Genomic DNA, 26,203 nt, shown 5'->3' with positions numbered 1-26,203 from the left:
CCCGAAGACCCTCCTGCCGGGGCGGCCGCCGACGGCCGCCCCGGACCCGTACGAAAGGCCCGAAGATGGACCCGTTGCTCCCGGTCGGGATCGCCGCCGTCGCGATCGCGATCCTCCTGTTCACCGTCATCAAGCTCAAGTGGCCCGCCTATGTCGCGCTGCTGGTCGTCTCGGTCCTGACAGCCCTGGCCGGCGGCATCGCGATCCAGGACGTCGTGCCGCTGATGATCGAGGGGATGGGCGGCACCCTCGGCTCCGTCGCCCTGCTGGTGGGGCTCGGCGCCATGCTCGGCGGGATCATCGAGAAGACCGGCGGTGCCGAGATCATCGCGCACCGCGCGGCCGAGGTCCTCGGTCCCAAGCGGCTCGAGTCCGCGCTGCTGATCGCCTCCGGCCTCGTCGCCGTCCCGATCTTCTTCGACGTCGCCTTCATCATCCTGGTGCCGATCATCTTCGCCTTCGCCAAGGCCGCCGGCCACCGCGGCCCGGTCGCGATCGGCATGCCGATCGCCGTCTTCATGGTGTTCATCCACAACACCGTCCCGCCCCACCCCGGCGTCGTCGGCTCCACCACGCTGCTCGGCCCCGATCTCATGGGGCTGGTGACGATCCTGGGCGTGGCCCTCGCGATCCCGATGGGCTTCCTGGTCCACCTGGTCGGCAGGCGCGTGCTCCGCCGCAGCTTCGCCCTGACCACCGAGGTCGAGGCCCAGTACGCCGCCGCCGGCGCCGCGCACCTCGGTTCCGGGGCGACCGGATCCGGCACGGCGGGCACCGACCCCGGCGCCGACGATGCCGCCGACGGCTCCTCCGACCGGCGACCCCCGGCGAGCCTGGTGGTCGGGCTCATCCTGCTGCCCATCCTGATGATCGCCTGCGGCACGGTCGGCACCCTCGTCACCACCGAGGGCTCCCTGGCCGCGAACGTGCTGTCGTTCATCGGGGCTCCGGCCCTCGCCCTCCTGGTCGCGACCCTCGCCGCCATGTACCTGCTGGGCATCATGCACGGCTGGGGCCGTGAGCAGATCAGCCAGGTCATGGACGGCGCCCTCGGCCCCGCCGCGATCGTCATCCTGGTCACCGGCGCCGGCGGCGTGTTCGCCGAGGTGCTCACGGAGACCGGCGTGGGCGATGCCGTCTCGGGCCTGCTGCTCGACGCCGGCGTGCCGATCCTGCTGCTGGCCTTCCTGATCGCCCTGGCCTTCAAGGTCGCCCAGGGCTCCGGGACCGTCGCCACCCTCTCCGCGGCCGGGATCGTCCAGGGGACCGTCGCGGCAGGAGACTTCTCGAGCCTCCAGGTCGCGCTGATCATCCTGGCCATCGGACTGGGCTCGGTGTCGCTCTCGCACATCAACGACTCAGGATTCTGGATCGCCACGAAGTTCCTCGGGCTCTCCGTGGCCGACGGTCTGCGCACCTGGTCGGTGCTGACCACCATCCTGGGCTTCAGCGCGATGGTGATCGTGAGCCTGACCTGGGTGATCGTCTCCTGACGCACCGGCTCCGGGCGAGGCGGCGCACCAGCCCGTCGACGCCTCGTCGGCGGCCCGTCGACGCCCTTCGGCCACCCGTCGGCCCCACCTCACATTTCCTATAGGATTACGGATGACGCGAGGCATGCGCCTCGCCGTGTCCGGCAACGACCAGTGCGCCGCCGCTCCCGGACGGACGCCGTGGAGGTACCTCGATGACTTACCTGCTGAACGACCCGGCCGACTTCGCGACCGACGCAGTCCGCGGCCTGGCCCTGTCCCATCCCGATCATGTGGCCGTCGTGCACGGCGGCGTGGTGCGGGCCACCGAGACCCCGGCCGGCCGACCGGCCCTGGTGATCGGCGGCGGCTCCGGCCACTACCCCGCCTTCGCCGGCTGGGTGGGCCCGGGCATGGGCCACGGAGCCCCCTGCGGCAACGTGTTCGCCTCCCCGTCGGCCTCCCAGGTCCACTCGGTGGCGCGCAACGCCGAGAACGGCGGCGGCGTGATCCTCGGCTTCGGCAACTACGCCGGCGACGTCCTGCATTTCGGGGCGGCCGCCGAGAAGCTGCGCGCCGAGGGCATCGACGTGCGGATCGTGAAGGTCAGCGACGACATCGCCTCCAACTCCCCCGAGAACCACCGCGACCGCCGCGGCATCGCCGGTGATCTGCCGGTGTTCAAGATCGCCGGAGCCGCGATCGAGGCCGGCGCGGACCTCGAGGAGGCCGAGCGGATCGCCTGGGCGGCGAACGACGCCACCCGCTCCTTCGGCGTCGCCGTCGACGGCTGCACCCTGCCCGGTGCGGACGAGCCGCTGTTCCATGTGGCCGAGGGCCAGATGGGCGTGGGCCTGGGCATCCACGGCGAGCCCGGGGTGCGCGACGAGCCCCTCGGTTCGGCCGACGAGATCGCGACGCTGCTGGTCGAGGGCATCCTCGCCGAGCAGCCGGCTCGGACGGAGGGCGGTTATCAGGGTCGTGCCGCGGTGATCCTCAACGGTCTGGGCACGGTGAAGTACGAGGAGCTGTTCATCGTCTACGCGAAGGTCGGCGAGCTGCTCGAGGCCGCCGGCATCACCCCGGTGCGCCCGGAGGTCGGCGAGTTCGTCACCAGCTTGGACATGGCCGGGCTCTCCCTGACCCTCGTGTTCCTCGACGAGGAGCTCGAGGCTCACTGGCTGGCTCCGGTCGACACCCCCGCCTACCACCGCGGCGCGATGCCCGACGTCGAGCGCCCGCTGCGCACGTCCTTCTGGGAGCCCGGGGCCGACCGGACCCCCGCCTCCACGGACGAGTCCCGCGAGGTCGCGGCGACGATCGCCGGTGTGCTCGACCTGTTCGAGGCGGTCTGCGCCCGTGAGGAGGCCGAACTGGGCCGCATCGACGCGATCGCGGGCGACGGCGACCACGGTCAGGGCATGGCCTACGGGTCGCGAGGCGCCGCGGCGGCGGCGCGCGCCGCTCTCGAGGACGGGGCCGGGGCGCGCACCGTCCTGGTCCGCGCCGGCGAGGCCTGGGCGGAGTCGGCCGGGGGCACCTCCGGCGCGCTGTGGGGCGGAGCGCTGACGGCCGCGGGCGGCGTCTTCACCGACGACGACGGCTGTTCGCCGCGCACGATCGTCGAGGCGCTCGATGCCGGCATCGACGCGGTCCAGCGCCTGGGCGGGGCCCGGGTGGGCGACAAGACCATGATCGACGCCGCCGTTCCCTTCCGTGCCGCCCTCGCCGACGCCTTCACCGGCGAGAACGCCGCCCCGGCGATCCGGTCGGCGGCGAGCTCCGCGCGGCGGGCCGCCGACGCCACCGCCGACATCACCGCGGTCCTCGGCCGTGCCCGGGTCCTCGGTGACCGATCGCTGGGCGCCCCCGACCCCGGCGCGATCTCGTTCTCGATCCTCATGACCGAGCTCGGCGCGCATCTCTCCTGATCACCCGCCCTTCGCGCCACCGCCCACCGAACAGCACGTCCCGGAGAGCTGATCATCGTCGGCAGCAGCGACCACGCCGGCTGCGGCGAGACAGAGGATCGTTCGCTCGGGTCTCATCAGCAGTTCCGGGACGTGAGCGGCACGCGGCGAGCCAGAGCGTCGCCCCGTGCCGCTCACGTCCCGTTCCTGCTGCGATCATCATCTCGACACGACGAAGGAGACCCATGAGCACCCTCTGGATCGGTACCAGCTGGAAAATGACCAAGACCCTCGCCGAGGCCCGGGCCTGGGCCACCGGCCTGCGCGATCACCTCGGCGACACGGCGGGCGGCGGCACGGCGAGCGACAGCGCGGGCGACACGGCGAGCGACGGCGCGCGCGGAGCCACGGCCCCGTCCGGTGTGCAGCCGTTCGTGATCCCCTCCTTCACCGCCACCACCACGGTGTCCGAGGTGCTCGGCGAGGACTCCCCCGTGCTGCTCGGGGTGCAGAACGCCCACTGGGAGGACGCCGGCGCCTGGACCGGGGAGGTCTCCGTCCCGCAGGCGAAGGATGCCGGGGCGCAGATCGTCGAGATCGGCCATTCCGAGCGTCGTGAGCACTTCGGGGAGACCGTGGAGACCACGCGACGGAAGGTCGCCGCGGCGCTGCGCCACGGGCTGACGCCTCTGCTGTGCATCGGCGAGAGCGCCGAGGTCAAGGAGCGGGGAGGCTCGAGCGCGTTCATCCTCGAGCAGGCCGCCGGCGCGCTGCAGGGTCTGGACGCCGGGGAGCTCGCCCGCGTCGTCATCGCCTACGAGCCGATCTGGGCGATCGGCGAGGCGGGCCGTCCGGCCACCGCCGAGGAGCTCGTCGCGCCCTTCGCCGCGCTCGGTGCGGCCTACTCCGGGAAGGTCTCGGGGCTGCTGTACGGAGGCTCCGTGAACCTCGACAACGCCGCCGACCTGCTCGGGATCGAGCACGTCAGCGGCCTGTTCGTCGGCCGCACCGCGTGGCGGCTGGAGGGCTACCTCGAGCTGCTGCGGATCGCGGAGGCCCACGCCGCGGGCCGACGGACCTGACCTCGGCGCCCCGCGTCACCGGGCCACCCGTCCTCCGGATGCCCCCCGGGCCCGACGGGGCACCTGCACCCAGGCCGGTCCCGGGTGTGCGCGATACCCTGGGGAGGGTCGATGGCGTGGAGCGCTGCCGGGTCGACCCGTGCGGCCGGCGGGCACCGCGCCCCTGACCTCAGCCCCGTCCTACGAGAGGTCCGCCGGTAGTCATGAACGCCCAGAGCCGACCAGCGAGCGCGCAGCAGGACCGGAGGGGTCGCAGCCCCTTCCGGCGCAGCACGCCGCGGCGCACGGGCCGACCGTGGACGGGGGCGCCACCGGTGCCGGGGACGGCGGATCGCGGCGCCCCCGCCCCTCCTCCGCCGCACCCCCTGGTGGGACAGGTCCACGCGCCGAGCTCGCGACGGATGACGGTGCCGCGTCAGCGCGGCCGCTGGCTCACCGTCGGCGTGCCCACCGTCCTGGGCGGCAGCGTCGGGATCGGCAGCTTCCTCCTGCTCGGGGTGAGCAGTCTGATCGGGGGCGCCGGACTGCTCGCTCCGCTGGTGGCCGGCCTCGGGATCGGCATCGTCGTCGGCGGAGGCGCCGGTCTCCTGCTGCGCAACCGGAAGCCGGGGCCGGTCCGCCTGACCAGGGCCGCCGGGGAGATGCCCGGAGGCACCCGCCCCGTGCTGGAGAAGGTCGTGCGGTCCACGAAGCAGGAGCGTCGACGTCTGGCCCGGATGCGACGGAGGGCATCCGGGCCGGTCGTCACGCCGGTGCTGAACCGCGCCGAGACGCTGCTGCACCGTGTCGACGCCCTGGTGGGGTCCGCGGCGCTGCAGACGCGCCGTCCCTCCGACAGCGACCTGCTGATGCTGGAGGGCATGGCCGACCGCTACGTCCCGGATCTGATGGGCGCCCTGGAGGACACCGTCGGCTTCCTCACCCCTCGGCCGAGCGAGGCCCGCGAGCAGGCGCTGACGAATCTGGGCAGCATCGACCGGCAACTCGTGGCCCTCGGCGCGGAGGTGGACCGCATCGAGGGGGAGATCATCACCGGCGTCAGCCGGTCCCTCGACGTGCATTCCGAGTTCCTGCGGCGGCACCTTCCCGACCAGTATCGGGACCCGCTGGCGGACCGCTGACGTTGCGGGGCCCGGTCAGCCGTCCGCGTCTGCCGCCCCCACGACGACGTCCTCCTCCACCGGCAGGGAACGCCCCAGCACCGCATCGAGGTGGGCCGAGAGCGCCAGCAGCGCGCCGTCGTGATGATGCTGGCGCACCTTCTGGAGGATCAGGCCGTGCTCCTCGTGCGCGGTGTGGCCGTCGAAGGTCCCCGGCCCGCCGGACCAGGTCTGCCGCATGCGGTGGGAGTACGTGCTGAGGTTCTCCACCATGGTGCGCAGGTAGCGGTTGTCGGCATGGGCGAAGAACACCCGGTGGAAGGCCCAGTCGGCCCGGAAGTGCTCGTCCAGCAGGGCGTAGTCCTCCGGGCCCGCCGCATCGATGCGCTCGAGGACCTCGGCGTGATGACGGTGGGCCTCCTCGAGGTCGGCGACCAGCGCGTCCCACTCGGTGAAGGCGCGGCCGAGCGCGGCGGTTTCGACGACCTTGCGCGCGTCCAGCAGTTCCCGCATGTGCGCGGCGTCCAGCGGCGGCGCGACCACGTAGCCGCGCAGGGCGACGTACTCGACCAGTCCCGAACGCTCGAGCGACACCATCGCCTCACGCACAGGTGTCGGGGAGACCTCCAGGTCACGGGCCAGTCCGTCGATGCTGAGGCGGGATCCGGGCGCCCAGCGCGATTCGAGCAGCCGCTGCAGGATGAGCTCCTCGACCTCGTCGCGCAGGACCTGTCGTCGGATGGCCATCGCGGCGCTCCCTTCATCTCCGGGAGAGGGGACCACGTCGGCCCGACCCCCCGGGCTCGGTGATCATTCTTCCAATAGGGTACTGGCCTCGCCGCGCCGGACCGAGCGGTTTCCTCCGCCCCGCGCGCACCTCAGCCGGTCAGCGCCTTGGGGAAGCCCAGATGCTTGGCGATGATGGACAGCTGCACCTCGGTCGAGCCCTCGCCCACCTCCAGCACCCGGGAGTCGCGGTGATGACGGGCGACGACGTTCTCGTTGAGGAACCCGTTGCCGCCCCAGATCTGGCAGGCGGAGCGGGCATTGTCGACCGCGGCCTCGCTGGCCACGAGCTTGGCCAGCGAGGCCTCCTGGCTGAAGGGCATCCCGGCATCGAGCCGGTGCGCAGCTTCGTGCATCAGCGCGCGGGCGGCCGCCACCCGGGCCTGCATCCGGGCGAGGGTGAAGGCGATGTGCTGGTTGTCGCCGAGCAGGCGATCGAAGACGATCCGGCGCTTCGCGTACTCGGTCGCCTGCTCCAGGCAGCCCTGGGCCGCGCCGACGCAGAGCGCGGCGAGCGCCACCCGCCCCTGGTCGAGGATCGCGAGGAAGTTGGCGAAGCCGCGGCCCCGCTCCCCCAGCAGGTTCTCCTCGGGCACGCGGACGTCCTCGAGCAGCAGCGGATGGGTGTCGGAGGTGTGCCAGCCGACCTTGTCGTATCCCGGCAGGGCCGTGAACCCCGGAGTGTCGGTGGGAACGATGATGCTGGTCAGCTCGGGGGACGAGCGTCCGTCCGGGCGCCGACGCTGCCCGGTGACGGCGGTGACGGTCACCAGGGAGGTGATGGGTGTGCCGGAGTTGGTGATGAACTGCTTGGTCCCGTCGATCACCCACTGCCCGTCGACGAGCTCGGCCGTGGTGCGGGTGGCCCCGGCGTCGGAACCGGCATCCGCCTCGGTCAGCCCGAAGGCCGCCAGCTCCTCGCCGCGGGCCAGGGCCGGGAGGAACCGTTCCTGCTGCGCGCGGGTGCCGACGCTGAGGATCGGCATCGCTCCCAGCCCGAGCCCGGCCTCCAGGGTGACGGCGATGGACTGGTCCACCCGGGCCAGCTGCTCGACCGCGACGCAGAGCGAGAGGTAGTCCTTGCCCTGCCCGTCGAACTCGCGGGGGATCGGCAGCCCGAACAGCCCCATCCGTCCCATCTCGGCGATGATCTCCATCGGCAGCCGGCGCTCGGTGTCATAGGTGTAGCTGGCCGGCGCCACCACCTCGTCGGCGAATTCGCGGACCTGCGCGGCGAGCCGCTGGTGCTCCTCGCTCAGCAGCTCGGTGCCGGGGACGGGGGTGGAGGTGGTGCTCACGGGGGCTCCTTCTCGGGACGTCTTTGGTCGGTGGCGGCTCGGTGGCGGCTCGGTGGCGGTTCGGTGGTTTCGTGGGAGGTGCGGCGCGGGGGCTCAGGCGTCGGGCGGGGGCGGTGGGGACGGCGCAGGCGAGGATCGCTCCGCCAGCAGGTGGGCGTGGCGCAGGATCGGCCCGTCGACCATGCGGCCGTCGTGCTCGAACGCCCCCGACCCGGCCGCCTCCGCGGCGGCCAGGAGATCGCGGGCCCAGGCGGCCTGGGCGGGGGTGGGGGCGTAGGCGGCACGGATGACGGGGACCTGGGCGGGGTGGATGCAGGCCGTGGCGGTGAAGCCGCTGGCGGCGGCGTCCTCGGCCTCGGCGCGCCAGCCGTCGGCGTCGGCGAGGTCGGTGTGGATCGCGTCGAGGGCGCTGCGTCCGTGGGCGCGGGCGGCCAGGAGCACGGCGGATCGGGCATGGCGGACGACGTCCCGGTAGCTGCCGTCGGCGTGCCGCGAGGAGGTGCCGGACAGCGAGGAGATCAGGTCCTCCCCGCCCCACATGAGCGCCACCACGGCGGGGTGGGCGGCGATCTCACCGGCGGCGAGCACCCCGCGGGCCGTCTCGCACAGCGCCAGCACTCCGGCTCCGGGCAGCGCGGCGGCGATGCGGTCGACGTCCTCGCAGCTCTCCGCCTTGGGGATCATCACGTACCGGGGGCGCAGGGGTTCGAGGGCGGCGAGATCCGCGGCCAGCTGGGGGCTGCCGGCAGCGTTGACCCGGACCACCGTGCGAGCCGGGTCGAGCCCGTGGGCGCCGACGGCCTCCCGCGCAGCGGCCTTGTGCGCGGGGCCGACGCCGTCCTCGAGGTCCAACAGGACGGCGTCGGCCCGGGCAGCGGCCTTGCCGAAGCGGTCCGGTCGGTCCCCGGGGCAGAACATCAGCGCCGGTCCCAGCGGGAGCCTCTCCCGCTCGTCGGCCTCGCGCGGTGCCTCCGGCGCGCTCATGAGACCGGTCCCTGCGACTGATGCATCAGCGTGGCTCGCGCCGCCCGGACGACGACCTCGCCGTGCTGGTCGCGCCCGGTGTGGACGAGGGAGACGACGGCCTGGCCGGGGCGGGACCGCGAGGGGCGGACCGCGGTCACCTCCGTCTCGCTGTACAGGGTGTCGCCGAGGTGCAGCGGATGCGGGAAGGTGATCTCGGAGAAGCCGAGATTGGCCACCAGGGTGCCCTGGGTGAGCTGGGCGACGGAGGCCCCGACCACGGTGGCGAGGGTGAACATCGAGTTGACCAGGCGCTGTCCGAACTCGGTGGACTCGCTCCAGGCGGCGTCGAGGTGCAGGGCCTGCGGGTTCATCGTCATGGTGGAGAACAGGACGTTGTCGGCCTCGGTGACCGTGCGGCCCGGGCGGTGCGCGTAGATCGCTCCCACCTGCAGCTCGTCGGCGTACAGACCGCGCTGCACGATCCGGGGGACGTGCTCGGGGTCAGGGCTCATCGTCGGGCCTCCTGGTCCGGTCGGGAACGGTCTCGTCCGGGAGGCTCTCGTCGGGGACGGTCTGCTCGGTGATCACCTGGGCGAGCTCCGCGCCGCGGGCCACCCGGTCCCCGACCGCCACGCGCAGGCGCACCGTCCCGGCGCTCGGCGCAGACAGGGTGTGCTCCATCTTCATCGCCTCCACCACCAGCACCGGGTCCCCGGCAGCGACCTCGGCCCCCTCGGCGGCCAGCACGGCGGTCACCGTCCCGGGCATCGGGGACTCCAGGGCGGGGGCCGCATCGCGCACGCCGACGCTGCGGCGCGGGGAGTGCAGGATCAGTTCCCGGTCCTCGCCGGGCAGACCGATCCACACCGCCGTCTCGGTGCCGTGCCGGATCAGGGGCAGGCGGATCCCGTCGACGGTGACGGCCCCGGGATGCAGGGTCAGGGCGATCTCCTCCCCGTCGATCCGTGCCCGGGCCGCGGCGGGCGAGCCGGTCAGCTCGACCGTCCGCGGGACCGCACCGGGCTCACCGGCGCCGTCGGCTGCGTCGAAGCGGACCGTGAACGGGGCCTGCGCCCCCAACCGCCACCCCGTCGGGGCGTGCCAGAGGTCGTCGGGGCGGCTGCGGGCGATCCGGTCCCAGCGCACCAGGGCCGCGACGGCCAGCGTCCGCGGGCCGGGTGGAGGGCGGGTGAGCTCGTCGAGGCGGCGCTGGACGAGCCCGGTGTCGACGGTTCCGGCCACCACCTCGTCCAGCGCGAGCAGGGCCCGCAGGAACGCGGTGTTGGTGACCACGCCGAGCACGTGGGTGGAGGCCAGGGCGCGATCCAGGGACGCCACCGCCTGCTCGCGCGTGGGGGCGTGGGCGATCACCTTCGCGAGCATCGGATCGTAGCTGCTGGAGACGGTCGTGCCGACGGCGAGCGCGTGGTCCACCCGCACGCCCTCCGGCAGGGCGAGGTCCAGCACCGTGCCGCCGGTGGGCAGGAACCCGGCGTCGGGGTCCTCGGCGTACACGCGGGCCTCGATCGCGTGGCCGCTCGCTCGGACCTCGTCCTGACGGATCGACAGCGGCTGCCCGTCGGCGATCCGGATCTGCTCGGCCACCAGGTCGTATCCGGTCACGGCTTCGGTGACGGCGTGCTCGACCTGCAACCGGGTGTTCATCTCGAGGAAGAACGGCTGCTCGGGCGCGGCGGCGTCCACGATGAACTCGACGGTCCCGGCGCCGCGGTAGCGGACGGCCCGGGCGGCGGCGATCGCGGCCTGCCCGAACCGCTCGCGCTGCGCGGGGGTCAGGGACGGGCTGGGGGCCTCCTCGATCACCTTCTGGTGGCGTCGCTGCAGGGAGCACTCGCGCTCGCCCAGATGCACCACGGTGCCGTGGGCGTCGGCGAGGATCTGCACCTCGATGTGCCGCGGGGAGGTGATCCACCGCTCCAGGAACAGGGTGTCGTCGCCGAAGGCGCCGGCGGCCTCGCGTCGCGCCGTGTCCAGCGCGGACGGCAGCTGGTCGGGATCGGCGACCCGGTGCATCCCCTTGCCCCCGCCGCCGGCCGCGGGCTTGACCAGCAGCGGGAACCCGACATCGGCGGCGCCGGCGATCAGCGCGGCATCGTCCAGGCCCGGCTCCGCCAGGCCCGGCACGGTGGCCACCCCGCGGGCCGCCACCGCGGCGCGGGCGGAGATCTTGTCGCCCATGGTCCCGATCGCCGCGGCGTCGGGGCCGATGAACACGAGCCCTGCCCGGGCGCAGGCGCGCGCGAAGTCGGCGCGCTCGGAGAGGAAGCCGTACCCGGGGTGGACCGCCTCGGCACCGGAAGCGGTCGCGGCGGCGATGATCTGCTCCCCGTCGAGATAGGAGCCGATCCGGATCGCCGCATCGGCCGCGGCGACGTGGACGGCGCCGGAGTCCTCGTCGGTGTGCACGGCGATCGCCGTGAGGCCGAGGTCGTGGACGGTGCGGAGGATCCGCATCGCGATCTCGCCGCGATGGGCGATCAGGACGGAGCTGAGCATCGTGCGCCTCACATCCGAAAGACGCCGCGGACGGGCTCGGCCAGCGGCGCCCGGGAGACGACGTCGAGGGCCAGGCCGAGCACGGTGCGGGTCTCGGCGGGTTCGATGATGCCGTCGTCCCACAGCCGGGCGGTGGAGTAGTAGGGGCTGCCCTGCGCCTCGTACTCCTCGATGACCGGCCGACGGAACTCCGCCTCCTCCTGTTCGCTCCAGGTGCCGCCGCCTGCCTCGATCCGATCGCGCCGGACGGTCGAGAGCACCGCGGCGGCCTGGGCGCCGCCCATCACCGAGACCCGGGCGTTCGGCCACAGCCACAGGAACCGCGGGGAGTAGGCGCGCCCGCACATCGAGTAGGTCCCGGCCCCGAAGGACCCGCCGATGACGACGGTGAGCTTGGGGACACGGGCGCAGGCGACGGCGGTGACCATCTTCGCGCCGTCCTTGGCGATCCCGCCGCGCTCGTACTCGGCGCCGACCATGAACCCGGCGATGTTCTGGAGGAAGACCAGGGGGATGCCGCGCTGGTCACAGAGCTCGACGAAGTGGGCGCCCTTGAGCGCGGACTCGCGGAACAGGATCCCGTTGTTGGCGACGATGCCGACCCGGTGGCCGTGGATCCGGGCGAACCCGGTGACCAGGGTCGATCCGTAGCTCGGCTTGAACTCGGAGAACTCCCCGGCGTCGATGACCCGGGCGATGACCTCGTGCACGTCGTAGGGGGTGGACAGATCCGTCGGCACCGCGGCGCCCATGGTCGCCGGGTCGACGGCGGGCTCCCGGGTCCCGCTGCGCGACCAGATCGGCTCGGGGTCGGGGAGAGTGTCCACGATGTCGCGGAGGATCGCCAGGGCGTGCTCGTCGTCCTCGGCGAGGTGGTCGGCCACCCCGGAGATCTCGGTGTGCAGCTGCCCGCCCCCCAGCTCCTCGGCGGTGACCTCCTCCCCGGTGGCGGCCTTCACCAGCGGCGGTCCGCCGAGGAAGATGGTGCCCTGCTCGCGGACGATGACGGTCTGGTCGCTCATCGCGGGCACGTAGGCGCCGCCCGCGGTCGAGGAGCCCATCACGGCGGCGATCTGGGCGATCCCGGCCCCGCTCATCCGGGCCTGGTGATAGAAGATCCGGCCGAAGTGGTCTCGGTCGGGGAAGACCTCGTCCTGCATCGGCAGGTAGGCGCCCCCGGAGTCGACCAGGTAGAGGCAGGGCAGGCGGTTCTGCTCCGCCACCTCCTGGGCGCGCAGGTGCTTCTTGACCGTCATCGGGAAGTAGGTCCCGCCCTTGACGGTGGCGTCATTGGCCAGGATCAGGCAGCGACGGCCGTGGACCATCCCGATGCCGGCGATGACTCCGGCCGACGGGGCCGCGTCCTCGTACATCCCGTCGGCGGCCAGCGGCGCCAGCTCGAGGAAGGCGGTGCCCTCGTCGATCAGGTGGTCGATGCGCTCGCGCGCCAGCAGCTTACCGCGGGCACGGTGCTTCTCGCGGGAGGCTTCGGGGCCGCCGACCGCGGTGGCGGCGAGCCGGGTGCGCAGATCGCTCACGAGCGCGGCCATCCCCTCGGCGCGCCCGTTTGCCGCGGAGGGGTCGATCGTGCTGGTCAAGACGTCCATGGGCTACCTCGTCAGCAGGATCGCGGGATCGGACAGGACGTCGGTGACGTCGGTGAGGAACGCAGAGGCCTCTGCCCCGTCGAGCACCCGATGGTCGAAGGAGACCGTCAGCGTCACCACCTTTCGCAGCGCCACCTCGCCGCGGTACTCCCAGGGCTGGGTGCGGATCGCCCCGACGGCCAGGATCATGGACTGCCCGGGGTTGAGGATCGGGACGCCGCCGTCGACCCCGAACACCCCGACGTTGGTGACGGTCAGGGTGGAGCCGGTGAGCTCCGCCGGGGTCAGGCTGCCGTCCCGGGCGCGGGCGGCCTGCTCGGCGATCCGCTCGGTGAGGGTCGCGCCGTCGACCTCCGAGGCGTCCGGGACGGTCGCGACCACCAGGCCGCGCTCGGTGGCCACGGCGATGCCGAGCACGACGTCGGCGAACTGTTCGATCTCCCCGGCCTCCGCGTCGAAGCGGGCATTGGCCGACGGGGTCCGCGCGGCGGCTGGAAGGATCGCCCTGCACACGGTGGCCAGGAACGACGTCCTCCGGCCGTCCCGGCCCGGGCGGTGCAGGTGCTCGAGCGCGTCGGTGACGTCGATGGTGGTGTGCACCGACGCGTGCGGGGCGGTGAAGGCGGAATCGGTCATCGCCCGAGCGGTCTCACGGCGCAGACCGGTGACCGGCACACGGGTGGAGGCACGGACGGATCTCGTGCCCTGCGGACCGGTCCCACCGGGTGCGCAGGCATCGACGTCGGCGCGCAGGATCCGACCCCCGGGTCCGGATCCCCGGACCGCGCCGAGGTCCACGCCCAGGTCACGGGCGTGGCGGCGCACCGGGGGCATCGCCGAGGGCCTCTCGCGCCCCGCCTCCGCCGCGCTGCGGCCGACGAAGGGGACCGTCTCGAAGGAGCGCGGTCGACGGCGGGGCCGTCCGGCGTCGGGCAGGACCGGTCCGTACCCGACCAGCACCTGCTGGCGCTGTGGAGCGGCGGACGCGGTCGGCGCGGAGGGCGCGTCGGAGGGATCGGTCGGGGACCCTGTGCCGGATGCTGTCGCCTCCTCGTCAGCCGGAGCTCCTCCCGTCGTCGGCGCCTGCGCCCCCGCCTCCTCGAATCCGATCAGGGGTGCCCCGACGGCGAGGGTCTCGCCCTCGGCGGCGTGCAGGGCGGCGATCCGGCCCGCGTGGGGGCTGGGCAGTTCGACGAGGGCCTTGGCGGTCTCCACCTCGGCGAGCGCCTGGTTCCGCAGGACCTCGTCGCCCACGGCGACGAGCCAGGACACGATGGTGGCCTCGGTCAGCCCTTCCCCCAGATCGGGGAGTCGGAAGTCGCTCATCACGCAGCCTCCCTCGAGTTGCGCCGGCCCAGCGTGCGGTCCACGGCGTCGAGGATCCGGTCGATGCCGGGCAGGTAGTGGTCCTCCACCGCGGCCGGTGGATAGGGGGTGTCGTAGCCGGTGACCCGTTCGGGGGCGGCCTCCAGGTGGTCGAAGCAGTCCTCGACCGCCGAGGTGATCACCTCGGAGGACACCGAGACCGTCCCCGGGGCCTCGTGGGTGACCACCAGGTGGCCGGTGCGGCGCACGCTGGCGGCGACGGTGTCGCGGTCCAGCGGCGCGAGCGTGCGCAGGTCGATGACCTCGAGGCTGATGCCGTCGTCCTCGGCGGCGACCGCTGCCTCCAGCGCCGTGACCACCAGCGGGCCGTAGGCGACGAGGGTCGCGTCGGCGCCCCGCCGCAGGACGCGCGCGGAGGAGAGGTCCGTCGTCACAGAGGTGTCCACCTCGCCCTTGGCCCAGTAGCGGCGCTTGGGCTCGAGCACCATCACGGGGTCGTCGCACTCGATCGCGGCACGCATCGTGGAATACGCGTCCTGGGGGTCGGCGACGGTCACCACCCGCAGACCGGGAGTATGCGCGAAGTACGCCTCGGGCGACTCCGAGTGGTGCTCGACGGCACCGATGCCGCCGCCGAAGGGCACCCGGATCGTCAGCGGCATCCGCACCCGCCCATCGGTGCGGAAGTGCAGGCGGGAGGCCTGGGCGACGATCTGGTCGAAGGCCGGGTAGATGAAGCCGTCGAACTGGATCTCGCTCACGGGTCGCATACCGCGGTAGGCCATGCCGACGGAGGTGCCGAGGATTCCGGCCTCCGCCAGCGGGGAGTCGATGACCCGGGCGGCGCCGAACCGGTCCTGCAGCCCGTCGGTGATGCGGAAGACGCCGCCGAGGGTGCCGATGTCCTCCCCGATCAGCAGCACGTCGGGGTCGGCCTCCAGAGCATCGCGCAGAGCGGCGTTCAGGGCCGCGGCCATGGTCATGGTGGTGGTCATGACGAGGATCCCTCCGTCTGCGCCGCCTCCGCGTCCTCGGGGGCCAGCGAGGCGGTCAGCGCCCGGAACTGCTCCCGCTGTCGGAGCAGGCCCGGATGCTCGGTGGACAGCACGTGGTCGAACAGGCTCTCCGGGGCCGGCGCGGGCAGTGCGGCCACCGCCTCCCGCAGGGCGCCGGTGGCCTCCTGGCTGCGGCGCTCGGCCTCGGCGCGGAGATCCTCGGGCGAGGCGCCGAGCCGGTCGAGGTGGCGCTCCAGGCGCCCGAGCGGGCAGCGGCGCCGCCAGGTCTCCAGCTCCTCCTCGTCGCGGTAGCGGGTGGGGTCGTCGCTGGTGGTGTGCGGGCCGAGACGATAGGTCACCGCTTCGACGAACATCGGCCCCTTCCCGGAGCGGATGTGCCGCGCCGCCACCAGGCTCGCCGCCCGCGTCGCGAGCACGTCGTTGCCGTCCACGCGCAGGGCGGGGATGCCGAAGCCGGTGGGGCGCAGCGCGATCGGAACGGTGGCCTGCACCGCGACCGGCTCGGAGATCGCGTACTGATTGTTCTGGCAGAAGAAGAGCACGGGCGCCGCGAAGGAGGCGGCGAAGGCCATGGCCTCGTTGAGGTCGCCCTGGCTGAGGGCGCCGTCCCCGAAGCAGGTCACGGCGATGTCGTCCTTGCCCTGGGCCCGGGTGGCCATCGCATAGCCGACGGCGTGGTGCGCCTGCGCCCCGATGATGACCTGCGGGGTGGCCATGTGGTGAGCGAAGGGGTCCCAGCCGGACAGGGTGGTTCCGCGCCAGACGGCGAGCATCTCCACCGGGCTCACGCCCCGGCACCAGGCCAGGCCGTTCTCCCGGTAGGAGGTGAACAGGAAGTCCGTCTCCGGCAGGGCACGGGCCAGGCCGATCTGGGCGGCCTCCTGACCGCGCAGCGGGGGCCACAGTCCCAGTTCACCCTGCCTCTGCAGGGCGACGGCTTCGTCGTCGATCGCGCGGATCACGGCCATGTCGAGGTACAGGCCGGTCAGCAGCGCCTCGTCCACGTCATGGATGACGGGGTCGAGCGTGCCGTCGGGATGTCGGGTGCCGTCCTCGCCGAGGACGAACAGAGGTTGTGCGAGTCCATCGACCAGGTCCTGGTCGGGAGCTGACGTGGTCGTCAACATTCGGACCTCCGGGTTCCGCAGCGCCGGGTGGGCGCATGGGACGTCTGCACCGGGTGGGTGCGGGGGACGTCGTCGTCCCTGGCCACGCTACGCCGAGGGTGCATGACGTACAACGCGAACGCTCCATTTTCAGCAGAATGCGCAGTCTGCGAGGCTACGGCCCCGTAGGATCACGCAGTATGCGCACCGTGGATGACACCGACCGACACCTGCTGCTGGCCATGACGGAGAACCCCCGCTCGACGATCGTCGCGCTCGCAGAGCGTCTCGGGCTCTCCCGCAACACCGTCCAGTCCCGCCTGGCCGCCCTCGAATCCGGTCAGGCGCTGCAGGGCTATGACCGGCGCCTGCACGCGGCCTCGCTGGGGTACCCGCTGACCGTCTTCATGATCACCCAGGTCGATCAGCCGCGCCTGGAGCACGTGATCGCGCAGCTGCGGGAGATCCCCGAGGTGGTCCAGGTGCACGGTCTCAGCGGGCAGGGGGACATCCTGGTGCGCTGCGTGTGCCGCGACGCGGAGGACCTCTATCGGATCAACAAGCTGGTGCTGGCCTGCGACGGCGTGCTCCGCGCCGACACCTCGCTGGCGATGGGCGAGCTCATCCCCTTCCGCCTCGCCCCGGTGCTCGAGCGCGATCTGGAGCGCTGAGGTCAGAGGCTCGCGAGCGTCACCGGCTGCCCGCTGCGCACCGACTCCTGGGCGGCGGCGACCACCCGCACGGTGCGCAGGCCGACGTCGCCCGACGGCTCGACGCCCTCCCCGGCGCGGACCGCGTCGAGGAAGGCGGCCAGCAGCGCGGTGTCGGGATCGGCCCCGTAGGGCAACCACTTCCCGGGCCCGCCGACATGCTCGGCGAAGGCGTCGATCTGCATCTGACCGCCGGTGCCGACGGCCTGCAGTCGCAGCCCGCCCCAGGTGGGGGCCTCGGCCGGCTGCGACCAGGAGCAGTCGATGGTGGCGACGAGACCGCTCGCGTAGGTCAGGGTGACCAGCCCTCCGGTCTCCGCGCCCTCGCCGGCCCGGTCGGCCCACAGGATGCGGTTGGTGGTGGCGTGGACGGACTCCGGGGCACCGAACAGCGAGTCGAGGATCTCGGCGAGGTGCACGGTGTGGTCCACCAGGGAGCCGCCGCCGGCGAGCTCCACGTCGGTGAACCAGGCGCGGGTGTCGGGCAGCTTGCCGTTGTTGGTGCCGGTCAGGCCGATGACCTCGCCGAGGGTGCCGTCGGAGACGGCGGCGCGCAATCTCTGCACGGCCGGGGCGAAGTGGACCGGGAAGGCGGTCATGAGCACCACGCCGGCCTCGCGGCAGGCGGCGACCATGGTCTCGGCATCGGCGACGGAGGTGGCCAGGGGCTTCTCGCACAGCACGTGCACGCCGCGGCGGGCGGCCTCGAGCACGAGGTCCCTGTGGTGGGCGTTGGCGCTGGTGACGACGATGGCGTCGGGCCCTTCGGGCCAGGCTTCCCAGGCCTCCTGGTAGGAGCCGACGAGGCGCTCGGCGGGGACGTCCCCGTATCCGTCGGGGTCGGCGACCACGAGGTCGACGTCGGCGCGGGGGTCGAGCCGCGCGGTGTAGGCGCCGGCGTGGGTGTGCGCGCAGCTCATCAGCGCGATCCGCAGGGGCGGCGTGGGGTTCTCGGTCAGCACGTGATGCTCCGTCCGGTGCGCAGGGACTCGAGGGCGGCTCGGGAGATCTCCACGGCGTAGGCGCCGTCGGCCGCGACGACCCGGGTGGGACCGCCGGTGCGCAGGGCGGCCGCGAACTCGACGATCTCCTCGGCATAGGGGCTGCGCAGTCCGTCGAGGTCGGGCAGGAACCCGTCCCCGCTCTCCTGGCGCGCGGCCGCGACGTCGTCGAGGACGACGCCGGGATCGCCGGCGGAGTCGTACTGCAGGCGGCCGCTGTCCCCGGCGAGGTCGAAGGTGTAGCGGAACTGGGTTCCGGGTGGGCCCCACAGCCCGCGGCAGTGGCTGATGGCGCCGCCGGTGTGGGTGAGGACGGCGTGGGCGGTGCGCACGGTGTCGCTCGCGGCGGAGGTCGACTGCTGGGCGTAGACCCGCTGGACGGGCCCGGCCAGCCAGATCGCCTGGTCGATGTCGTGGATCATCTGGTCCATGACGATGCCGCCGGAGAGCTCCTCGTCGGCGAACCAGGGCTGGGTGGGGAAGGAGCCGGTGCGCTCGAAGCGGAGCACGGCGAGGCGGCCGACGGTGCCGGCCTCCACGGCGCGCTGGGCGGCGGCGTACTGGGGGAAGTACCGCACCACGTGCGCAGGGAGGAGCACGCGGCCGGCGCGCTCGGCATGCTCCACCACGGCACGAGCATCCTCGCTGGTCAGCGCGAGCGGCTTCTCGCACACGACGTCCTTGCCCGCGTCCAGGGCCCGGTGGACGATCTCCGCGTGCACGGCGGTGGGGGTGCAGACGTCCACCACGTCGACGGCGGCCAGGAGATCCTCGAGGCTCCCGTGGATCGTGGCGCCGAAGGTCGCGGCGAACTCCTCCGCGCCCTCGAGGCTGAAGCAGTGCAGCTCGGCACCGACCTCGAGCCACCCCGGAGCGTGGGCGCGGGAGATCCCGCCGGTACCGATGACGCCGATGCGCAACGGCTCGGCGGGGGGTGACGACGATGTCATGGTCAACCTTTCGGGCCGGACGGGCGCTCTTTTCGAAAGCGGCTTGCGTAAGCCTTCCCGGAGTGGTCGGCGGTGTCAAGGGTGTCGGCCGACCCGGAGCGCAACGAGTTCTGCGTGGTGTGACGGCGCTCGTGGCAACCGGTGGCCGGGACTCCGCCGGGGACCGGGAACCGTGGTCCGCTGGGTGCACATCCACCGGACCTCAGGAGTGATCCCATGCCCCGTCTCGTCTCCATCGAGTTCTCCTCCGACGGCCCCTTCGGCGAGGAGGCCGCCGCCGCGTACGCCGAACTGGCCGCCGACATCGCCGCGGAGGACGGCCTGATCTGGAAGGTCTGGACGGAGGATCCTGAGACCGCCGTCGCCGGCGGCGCATACCTCTTCGCCGACGAGGACTCCGCCGCCCGCTACGTCGCCAAGCACACCGCGCGACTCGGTTCCTTCGGCATCACCGACGCGCGGATCTCGAACCTCGGCGTCAACGAACAGCTCTCGAGCACCACCGGCGCCGCCTTGACCCGGGACTGATCCGGCGTCAGCCGCGGGGCGCGGTGCTCCCCCGTTCGACGAGACGGTACGGCGCCTCGACCACGCGAGGTGGGCCGTCGTACCCGTCGATCCGCTCACGAAGCAGGTCCAGCACCGTCGCGGCGAGGGTGCCCTTGTCCGGATCGATGGTGGTCAGCGACGGGGTGTTGAACGACGCCTCGTGGATGTCGTCGTGCCCGATCACCGCGATCTCACCCGGCACCGCGATCCCTGCGGCATGCAGCCCGAGCAGCGCGCCGCGGGCGAGGTCGTCATTGCCGCAGACGATCCCGTCGACCTCCGGATGTTCGGCCAGCAGCGTGCGCACCGCAGCGAGGCCGCCCTCCAGGCTCCAGGTCCCCACCGGCTGGACGATCGCCCTGGCCCCGCCCGTGCCCTGGAGCGCGCGGTGGAACCCATCCAGACGCAGCCGGCTGGTGGAATGCTCCTGCCGGGCCACAGGTGATTCGAGCGCGCCGAGAAATGCGAGGTGCTCGCGCCCCTGGCGCAGCAGGTGCGAGGTGGCGTCGTAGGCCGCGCCGCGGTTGTCGGTGCGCACGTAGTCGCTGCCCGCAGGAAGGTCCGCCTCCTCGACGTGCTCGCCGATGAACACGGTGGGCTGGATGGTGCGTCCCAGATCGGCGAGGACGTCCTCGCCGATCTGCAAGGGGTTGAAGACGACGCCGTCACCGAGCACGCGGGTGAAGCCGACCAGCACGCTCTGCTCCTCCTCCCGGCCCGCTGAGGTGCTGTGGAGCATGATGCTGCGCCGTCGTCGCTGCGCCTCGTCGGCGAAGGCCTGGGCGAGCTCGGAGAAGTAGGTGCCGGCCAGCGAGGGGATGGCGAGGGTGATCAGCCCGCTGGTGCCGGTGCGCATCTGCTGGGCGCCGGCCTGGGGGCGGTAATTGAGCTCGCGGATCGCGTCCTGGACCCGCTCCCGGGTGCCGGGCCCCACGTTGGGCCGGTCGTTGACCACGTTGGAGACGGTCTTGATCGACACCCCGAGCCGGTCGGCGATGTCCCGCATCCTCACAGTGCGCGCCCGGGGTCGGGGCGTCGGTGTCGTCATCGCCCGTCACCCGCCGTGACGGCGTCGAGCCGGGACTGCCCGGGGCGCACGAGGACGAAGGTGGTCACGGCCATCAGGATCCCACGTCCGCGAGCCGCCGCTCCCAGCCGGAGGACCACCGGGATCACCGCGGCCGCCGCGAGGGTGTGGCGCGAAGTACATCGTTGAACTACGCTGACCCCGCATCCCACCGCGGGCCTCTTCCCCTCCTGAATCCCGCGGGCGAAGGGGTCACCGATGACCCTGCACGCCACGTCCGCCCTGCACCCCGCCCCGCGCACCGACCCCGACGGCTGCGGTGGCGTCACCACCATCGCCGGTGGTGCCGACATCTCAGCGGACGGCGACCCGCCCCCACCCCACCAGGAAGTGACGGCACGACCATGAGACGACGCACCCTGACCACTGCTCTGACCGCAGCCCTGACCGGCACCGCTGCCGTCGGCGCCGCCGGCTCTGCCCTCGCCGGAGGCCCTGCCGGTCCCCCCGACGGGACCGGTCCGGGCCGGACCCCCGAGGGCCGACCCCCGAAGCTGCTGCTGGACGGCACCGGCCTCTATCCCCGGGTGGTGCGCCTCGCCCATCAGGGCGCGGCGAACGATCGCCTGCTCGCATCCGTGGTCTCCTTCGACGGCCCCTCCGGCTACGGCGGGATCTGGGAGTCGACCGACGGCGGCGCCACCTTCGCGCAGGTCGCCGCCGTCTCCGACGAGGCGACCGGGACCGGGGAGGGTCTGTGCTGCGCCACGCTGTACGAGCTGCCCCGAGCAGTGGGCGACCTTCCCGAGGGAACCCTGCTGTGGAGCGCGTCGGTCGGCCAGGACATCGCGGACCGCCGGATGTCGATCCGCATCTGGGCGAGCACGGACGTCGGCCGAACCTGGGAGCGGATCGCGATCACCGCGGTCGCCGCGAACGAGGGCGGCCTGTGGGAGCCGGAGTTCGCCGTCGCCGACGACGGCGAACTCGTGCTCTGGTACTGCGACGAGACCGATGGGGACAACCACTCCCAGAAGATCGTCCAGCAGACCTCGACCGACGGCCTGACCTGGACCGATCCAGAACCGATCATCGAGCTGGAGGACCCGACGGCCCGGCCGGGCATGCCCAACGTCCGGCGCCTGCGCAGCGGGCACTGGGCCATGAGCTACGAGGTCTGCGGGCCGGAGGATCACTGCCGCACCTACGTGCGCACCTCGCACGACCCCCGCGAGTGGGGATCCGTCACCGCCCGGGACCCGCTGATCCGGGCGAGCGACGGCACCGAGCCCCGCCACACCCCGACCCTCACCATCGACGAGGACGGCTCCGTGCTCCTCGGCTCCCAGATGCACTACCTGCCGGACGGGCGGCTCTCGGAGCACAACGGACAGGTCGTGCTGCGCACCCGGAACCGCGCCCTGCACGGAGACATCCGCTGGGTGGTCGAGCCGGCCCCGGTGCCGGTCGAGGACCCCTGGAACAACTACTGCCCCAACTACTCCCCGACCTTCGTCCGCACCGATACCGGGCACCTGTTGGAGATCACCACGGCCCCCACCGAGGAGGGCGTCTGCCGCCCCTGGTACGGGTCTCTCACCTGACCGGAGCGGCCCCGAGAAGTTCACGGGACCGGGGCGCCGAGGACCTGGCCGAGACCGCGCACGAGGGTCGCGGTCGCTCCCAGCAGCACGACCACCACCGCCACCCGACGGGCCGCCCTCGCCGGGACCCGGCGGGCGACGGCTCCGCCGAGCAGCACGCCCAGCGGCACGGAGCCGATGGCGGCGAGGATCAGCGGCCATGGCGGGGGCTGCCCCTGGCCGGCCGCGCCCACCAGCACCTTCGTCGCCACGGAGGTCAGTCCCATGGTGAGGAAGATCGGCTGCAGGGTGGCGGCGAAGGCCTTCTGCTCCCAGCGGGTCACCTGCGCGTAGGCGAGCATCGCGGCGGCGGCCACGCCGACCGCGGTGTTCAGGAAGCCGCCCAGCAGACCCGCGACCAACCCGGCGGGCAGGACCGGCACCTCCCCCAGCCGATGCAGCAGCGGGGTGGCCGCCAGGGAGGCCAGCAGGACCGAGCCGATGATGACCTCGAGCCACCCGGATCCGACCGAGTGCACCAGCAGGGCCGCCGGCACCGACCCCAGGACGACGGCGGGCGCGATCCGGGCGTAGCGACCCCAGTCGATGTCGGCCCGGACGGCGAAGGTCAGGAAGACCGCCGAGACCACGGTGGTCATGTTCGTCAGCAGGATCCCCGCCACGGGGCCGATCGCCAGCACCAGCGTCGGGGAGAGCACGAGGCCGGTGCCCATCCCGCTGGTGCGCTGCAGGGTGACGCCGAGCAGCACCGCGCCGACGACCACGAGCAGGGCGAGCTCCATCAGCGCCGTCCCGTCTCCAGCGACCGGGTGCGCCGCAGCAGCAGCGCCAGCACCACCACGATCGCGGTGAGCGTCAGGGTGAGCGCCATGACCCCGGACCACCCGCCGGCGGACCAGACCAGGCCGGCGAGGCCGCCGAACACCGAGGAACCCAGGTAGTAGGCGAAGAGGTAGAGCGAGGCCGCGGGCCCGGGGGCGAGGCCCGCGGCGTGGGCGCGCACGGGCACCCATCCGCTGGCGACACCGTGGACGGCGAAGAACCCGCCGGTCATCACGGCCACGCCCAGCACCAGGACGGCCAGCTGCGCGGGGATCGTCAGCAGCAGCCCCGCGGCCAGCACCGCGCTGGCGATCGGCACCACGAGGCGGCGTGAGTGCACGTCGGCGAGGCGGCCGGCGAGGATCGAGCCGACGGTCCCGACGGGGTAGACCAGGAACACCAGCCCGGCGACGCCGAGGCTGAGCGCGAAGGGCTCGGAGACCAGGCGGAAGCTCAGGGCGTTGTAGGCGGCGACGAAGGCACCCATCGAGCAGCCGCCGATCGCATACAGCGCCAGCAGCGCGGGGTCCCGCAGCGCCCCGGCCATCATGCGCGCGAGCCGACGAGGCCGGGCGGGGACGGGCACGAAGTTCCGGGAGGCGGGCAGCAGGAGCCGGACGGCCAGGGCGCAGACGAGGCCCACCACCGCGATCGCGCCGAGAGCCCAGTGCCACCCCAGGGTCCCGCCGATCCCTGCGGTGACCAGGCGTCCGGTCATCCCGCCGAGGGCGGTGCCGCCGATGTAGAGACCGGCCGCGCGGGCCGTGACCCGGGCGTGGATCTCCTCGCGCAGGTAGGCGGTCGCGACCGCCGGCAGCCCCGCCAGCGCGATGCCCTGCAGCAGACGCAGCCCCAGCAGCGCCTCCCAGCTCGGGGCGAGGGCGCAGGCGAGGCCGATCAGGGCCGAGACGGTCAGGGAGAGGTGGATCAGCCGGGTGCGTCCGACGGCCTCGGACAGGGCGCCCGCCACCAGCAGGGCGGCCCCGAGGCCGATGGTCGCGACCGACAGGGAGAGGGTGGCCTGGCCGGGGGTGACGTCGAAGGCGGTGGCGAGCTCCGGCAGCAGCGCCTGGGTGCTGTACAGGGTCGCGAAGGTCGCGATCCCCGCGAAGAACAGCGCGATCGTGATGCGACGGTACTCGGGATCGCTGGTGCGGTAGCCCGGGAACGGGCTCGGGTCCGAGGGCGTGCTCACCCCTTCAGTCTGCACCTCGTCGGCCGACATCTCGGGGCGTCGGCTCGGCCCGCTACCCTCGATCCCATGACCAGCGTCCCGGATCCTGCCGACGACCGCAGCCAGCGCGAGCGGATGATCGCGGGCGACTGGTACGTCTCCGATGACGAGCTCGGCGAGGCTCAGCACCGGGCGGCGGTTCTGGCCGATCGCTACCACCGGGCGTGGCTCGCGGACGCGCCCGAGGCTCAGGACCTGCTCGCCGAGCTGCTGGGAGGGCTGGGGGCGGAGACCGTGGTGCGGCCCCCGGTGTCGGTGGACTACGGCAGCCACGTGGTGCTCGGGGAGCGCACCTTCGTGAACTACTTCCTCACGGCGGCCGACGTCGCGACCATCACCATCGGCGATGACTGCCTGATCGGTCCGAACGTCCAGCTGCTCACGCCGATCCATCCCTCGGAGCCGGGCCCGCGCCGCGCGAAGTGGGAGCGTGCCGAACCGATCTCGATCGGGGACAACGTGTGGCTGGGCGGGGGCGTCACCGTGCTGCCGGGCGTCACCATCGGCGAGAACTCCGTGATCGGGGCGGCCGCCGTGGTCACCCGGGACGTGCCGGCGAACGTGGTCGCCGTCGGGAATCCGGCGCGAGTGATCCGGGAGCTCTGACCGCGCCCTCCGACCGCGCGCTGCCGGGCCCGCGGCCTCAACGGGCTTCGCGCGCCGCGGCGGCGAGATCGGCGGCGAGGGTCGCTGTCTCCTGTTCGTCCAGGTCGTGCACGGTCAGCCGCACGTGATGGGACGGCTCGCCCGTCGGCTCGAGCCGGAACTCGTCCCCGGTGCGAGCCAGCCAGCCGCGCCGCATGAGGCGCTCGGCGATGTCCCGGGCGGGCGCGGGCACGCGCACCCAGAGGCTCAGCCCGTCGCCTGCCCGGGCCGGGAGTCCGTGGGCGGTGAGCAGCTCGGCGAAGGCGGCGTTGCGCTCGGCGTAGTGGGCACCGGCGCGCTCGATGAGGTCCAGTGCGTCGCCGTCGGTCATCACCGCATGCGCGAGCCGCTGCAGCAGGTGGCTCACCCAGGTGGTGCCCGGGCTCAGGCGCATCGCCAGTCGGGCGGCGGTCCCCGGGTCGGAGGCGGTCACGGCCAGGCACATGTCGGGCCCGGCGAACTTGGAGACGGAGCGGATCAGCGCCCAGCGCTCGTGCTCGGGGCCGATGATCGAGTGGAACGGCCGACGGGACAGGTAGGAGTAGTAGTCGTCCTGGATCACCAGCACGTAGGGGTGCTCGGCGAGGACCTCGCGCAGCTGCGCGGCCCGCTCGGCGCTGAGCGAGGCACCGGTGGGGTTCTGGGCCCGAGGGGTGCTCACCACGGCGCGAACGCCCTGGTCCAGAGCACGGCGGAGCCCGTCGACGGTCATGCCCTCGGCGTCCACCGGAACGGGGACGGCTCGGTAGCCGCCGAGCCGGGAGAGGTGGATGCTGGCCAGGAAGCACGGGTCCTCGAGGGCCACCGCGTCATCGCGGAGCAGGGCCTGGGCCAGCAGCCGCTCGACCGCGTCGACGGCACCGCTGGTCAGGGTGAGACGGAACGCATCGGTGACGACGTCGGGCGCGGTGGGCGCACCGGGCAGGTCAGGCGCGATCCAGTCCCGCGCCCAGCTCTCCAGGTCGCGATCGATGACCGGTTCGCCGTAGAGCACGGGGCGCCCGACGGCTGCGGCCAGCGCGGGCCGCAGATCCGGGATCAGCACCGGATCGGGGTTGCCCGTGCCGATGTCGCGCAGCGAACCGGCGGCGGCGAAGCCCTCCTGGGGGACGCGGGGGTGCTGGGCGACACGGGTGCCGGCTCGGCCTTGGGAGACGACGACTCCGGAGCGGGCCAAGGTGCGATACGCGGCCACGGCAGTATTGCGGTTGATGCCGAGCTGTTCCGCGAGAGCCCGCACGGAGGGCAGGGGGTGGCCCGGGGCCAGGGCACCGCGCTCGACCAGGCCGCGCACGCTGTCGGCGATCTCGGCGGCGGTGCTGCCGCTGATCATGGGCGCGTCCACCTGCTCTCTGCCGGGCTTTCTGCCGTGCTGCGCGTCGGTGCTCACGGACCCGAGTCTATGGGCCCCCACGGGCCTCGATTCTTGGCATGCGCCATGATACTTTTTGGCATAGGCCTATGTGGTGCAGGGA

The 26,203-nt window shown here is 73.0% G+C and carries 24 protein-coding genes; 9 read left to right on the top strand and 15 right to left on the bottom strand.

Annotated features, from left to right (window positions below; translation table 11 throughout):
* The first annotated feature begins 65 nt into the window (after positions 1-65).
* From BH708_RS13785 to BH708_RS13770, 4 genes are all read left to right on the top strand, one after another.
* Positions 66-1,493, top strand: a complete 1,428-nt coding sequence (locus BH708_RS13785) for a gluconate:H+ symporter (protein WP_076809527.1) — start codon at positions 66-68, stop codon at positions 1,491-1,493.
* 194 nt (positions 1,494-1,687) lie between these two features.
* Complete coding sequence (locus tag BH708_RS13780; protein WP_076809525.1) at positions 1,688-3,403, top strand: dihydroxyacetone kinase family protein; 1,716 nt, start codon at positions 1,688-1,690, stop codon at positions 3,401-3,403.
* Between the two features lie 224 nt (positions 3,404-3,627).
* Complete coding sequence (locus BH708_RS13775; protein ID WP_076809524.1) at positions 3,628-4,464, top strand: triose-phosphate isomerase; 837 nt, start codon at positions 3,628-3,630, stop codon at positions 4,462-4,464.
* Between the two features lie 401 nt (positions 4,465-4,865).
* Complete coding sequence (locus BH708_RS13770; RefSeq protein WP_076809522.1) at positions 4,866-5,585, top strand: hypothetical protein; 720 nt, start codon at positions 4,866-4,868, stop codon at positions 5,583-5,585.
* A gap of 15 nt (positions 5,586-5,600) precedes the next feature.
* Here the strand turns inward: BH708_RS13770 and BH708_RS13765 are convergent, their stop codons facing one another.
* The 9 genes from BH708_RS13765 to BH708_RS13725 form a co-directional block, all read right to left on the bottom strand.
* On the bottom strand, positions 5,601-6,311 hold the full coding sequence (locus BH708_RS13765) for a GntR family transcriptional regulator (RefSeq protein WP_076809520.1): 711 nt from the start codon (positions 6,309-6,311) through the stop codon (positions 5,601-5,603).
* Positions 6,312-6,442: 131 nt separating this feature from the next.
* Entirely contained in the window at positions 6,443-7,648 is a 1,206-nt protein-coding gene (locus BH708_RS13760) for an acyl-CoA dehydrogenase family protein (protein WP_076809518.1), read from the bottom strand.
* A gap of 93 nt (positions 7,649-7,741) precedes the next feature.
* A complete protein-coding gene (locus BH708_RS13755) occupies positions 7,742-8,632 on the bottom strand; it encodes a CoA ester lyase (RefSeq protein WP_076809516.1) in 891 nt (296 codons plus the stop codon).
* Complete coding sequence (locus BH708_RS13750; protein WP_076809514.1) at positions 8,629-9,126, bottom strand: MaoC family dehydratase; 498 nt, start codon at positions 9,124-9,126, stop codon at positions 8,629-8,631. Before BH708_RS13750 ends, BH708_RS13755 begins: the two co-directional genes overlap by 4 nt.
* A complete protein-coding gene (locus BH708_RS13745) occupies positions 9,116-11,131 on the bottom strand; it encodes a biotin carboxylase N-terminal domain-containing protein (protein WP_076809512.1) in 2,016 nt (671 codons plus the stop codon). The genes BH708_RS13750 and BH708_RS13745 overlap by 11 nt, the downstream gene beginning before the upstream one ends.
* Before the next feature lie 8 nt (positions 11,132-11,139).
* Entirely contained in the window at positions 11,140-12,738 is a 1,599-nt protein-coding gene (locus tag BH708_RS13740) for a carboxyl transferase domain-containing protein (RefSeq protein ID WP_076809510.1), read from the bottom strand.
* A gap of 3 nt (positions 12,739-12,741) precedes the next feature.
* Positions 12,742-14,064 (bottom strand): dihydrolipoamide acetyltransferase family protein, encoded by a 1,323-nt coding sequence (locus BH708_RS13735; protein ID WP_076809508.1) that lies wholly within the window; start codon positions 14,062-14,064, stop codon positions 12,742-12,744.
* Positions 14,064-15,059, bottom strand: coding sequence for an alpha-ketoacid dehydrogenase subunit beta (locus tag BH708_RS13730; RefSeq protein ID WP_076809506.1), 996 nt, complete (start codon positions 15,057-15,059; stop codon positions 14,064-14,066). The genes BH708_RS13735 and BH708_RS13730 overlap by 1 nt, the downstream gene beginning before the upstream one ends.
* Entirely contained in the window at positions 15,056-16,207 is a 1,152-nt protein-coding gene (locus tag BH708_RS13725) for a thiamine pyrophosphate-dependent enzyme (RefSeq protein ID WP_076809504.1), read from the bottom strand. Before BH708_RS13725 ends, BH708_RS13730 begins: the two co-directional genes overlap by 4 nt.
* A gap of 179 nt (positions 16,208-16,386) precedes the next feature.
* Here BH708_RS13725 and BH708_RS13720 point away from each other — a divergent pair, with 179 nt between their 5' ends.
* Positions 16,387-16,857, top strand: a complete 471-nt coding sequence (locus tag BH708_RS13720; protein ID WP_076809501.1) for an Lrp/AsnC family transcriptional regulator — start codon at positions 16,387-16,389, stop codon at positions 16,855-16,857.
* Positions 16,858-16,859: 2 nt separating this feature from the next.
* Here BH708_RS13720 and BH708_RS13715 read toward each other — a convergent pair whose 3' ends face one another.
* Both BH708_RS13715 and BH708_RS13710 read right to left on the bottom strand, forming a co-directional pair.
* A complete protein-coding gene (locus BH708_RS13715; protein WP_076811312.1) occupies positions 16,860-17,816 on the bottom strand; it encodes a Gfo/Idh/MocA family protein in 957 nt (318 codons plus the stop codon).
* A 35-nt stretch (positions 17,817-17,851) separates the two neighbouring features.
* A complete protein-coding gene (locus BH708_RS13710; RefSeq protein WP_076809499.1) occupies positions 17,852-18,847 on the bottom strand; it encodes a Gfo/Idh/MocA family protein in 996 nt (331 codons plus the stop codon).
* 216 nt (positions 18,848-19,063) lie between these two features.
* On the opposite strand from BH708_RS13710, the gene BH708_RS13705 reads away from it, so the two are divergent.
* Positions 19,064-19,375, top strand: coding sequence for a monooxygenase (locus BH708_RS13705; RefSeq protein WP_076809497.1), 312 nt, complete (start codon positions 19,064-19,066; stop codon positions 19,373-19,375).
* Between the two features lie 7 nt (positions 19,376-19,382).
* Here BH708_RS13705 and BH708_RS13700 read toward each other — a convergent pair whose 3' ends face one another.
* Positions 19,383-20,444 carry a LacI family DNA-binding transcriptional regulator gene (locus BH708_RS13700; protein WP_076809495.1) on the bottom strand — a complete coding sequence of 354 codons (1,062 nt, stop codon included), beginning with the start codon at positions 20,442-20,444 and terminating at the stop codon, positions 19,383-19,385.
* A gap of 237 nt (positions 20,445-20,681) precedes the next feature.
* Here BH708_RS13700 and BH708_RS19870 point away from each other — a divergent pair, with 237 nt between their 5' ends.
* Both BH708_RS19870 and BH708_RS13695 read left to right on the top strand, forming a co-directional pair.
* Complete coding sequence (locus BH708_RS19870) at positions 20,682-20,831, top strand: hypothetical protein (RefSeq protein WP_157235971.1); 150 nt, start codon at positions 20,682-20,684, stop codon at positions 20,829-20,831.
* Positions 20,828-22,027 carry a sialidase family protein gene (locus BH708_RS13695; RefSeq protein ID WP_076809493.1) on the top strand — a complete coding sequence of 400 codons (1,200 nt, stop codon included), beginning with the start codon at positions 20,828-20,830 and terminating at the stop codon, positions 22,025-22,027. Before BH708_RS19870 ends, BH708_RS13695 begins: the two co-directional genes overlap by 4 nt.
* 20 nt (positions 22,028-22,047) lie before the next feature.
* Here BH708_RS13695 and BH708_RS13690 read toward each other — a convergent pair whose 3' ends face one another.
* Both BH708_RS13690 and BH708_RS13685 read right to left on the bottom strand, forming a co-directional pair.
* Positions 22,048-22,809 (bottom strand): sulfite exporter TauE/SafE family protein, encoded by a 762-nt coding sequence (locus BH708_RS13690; protein WP_076809491.1) that lies wholly within the window; start codon positions 22,807-22,809, stop codon positions 22,048-22,050.
* Entirely contained in the window at positions 22,809-24,044 is a 1,236-nt protein-coding gene (locus tag BH708_RS13685; protein WP_253705333.1) for an MFS transporter, read from the bottom strand. The genes BH708_RS13690 and BH708_RS13685 overlap by 1 nt, the downstream gene beginning before the upstream one ends.
* 66 nt (positions 24,045-24,110) lie before the next feature.
* Here BH708_RS13685 and BH708_RS13680 point away from each other — a divergent pair, with 66 nt between their 5' ends.
* Positions 24,111-24,689, top strand: coding sequence for a sugar O-acetyltransferase (locus BH708_RS13680; protein ID WP_076809487.1), 579 nt, complete (start codon positions 24,111-24,113; stop codon positions 24,687-24,689).
* Between the two features lie 37 nt (positions 24,690-24,726).
* Here BH708_RS13680 and BH708_RS13675 read toward each other — a convergent pair whose 3' ends face one another.
* Positions 24,727-26,061, bottom strand: coding sequence for an aminotransferase class I/II-fold pyridoxal phosphate-dependent enzyme (locus tag BH708_RS13675; protein WP_172805810.1), 1,335 nt, complete (start codon positions 26,059-26,061; stop codon positions 24,727-24,729).
* Positions 26,062-26,203: the final 142 nt, after the last annotated feature.

It is taken from the genome of Brachybacterium sp. P6-10-X1 (assembly GCF_001969445.1).
Lineage (GTDB): Bacteria > Actinomycetota > Actinomycetes > Actinomycetales > Dermabacteraceae > Brachybacterium.
Note: the sequence above shows the minus strand (reverse complement) of the source record. Positions and strands in the feature narration are given on the sequence as shown.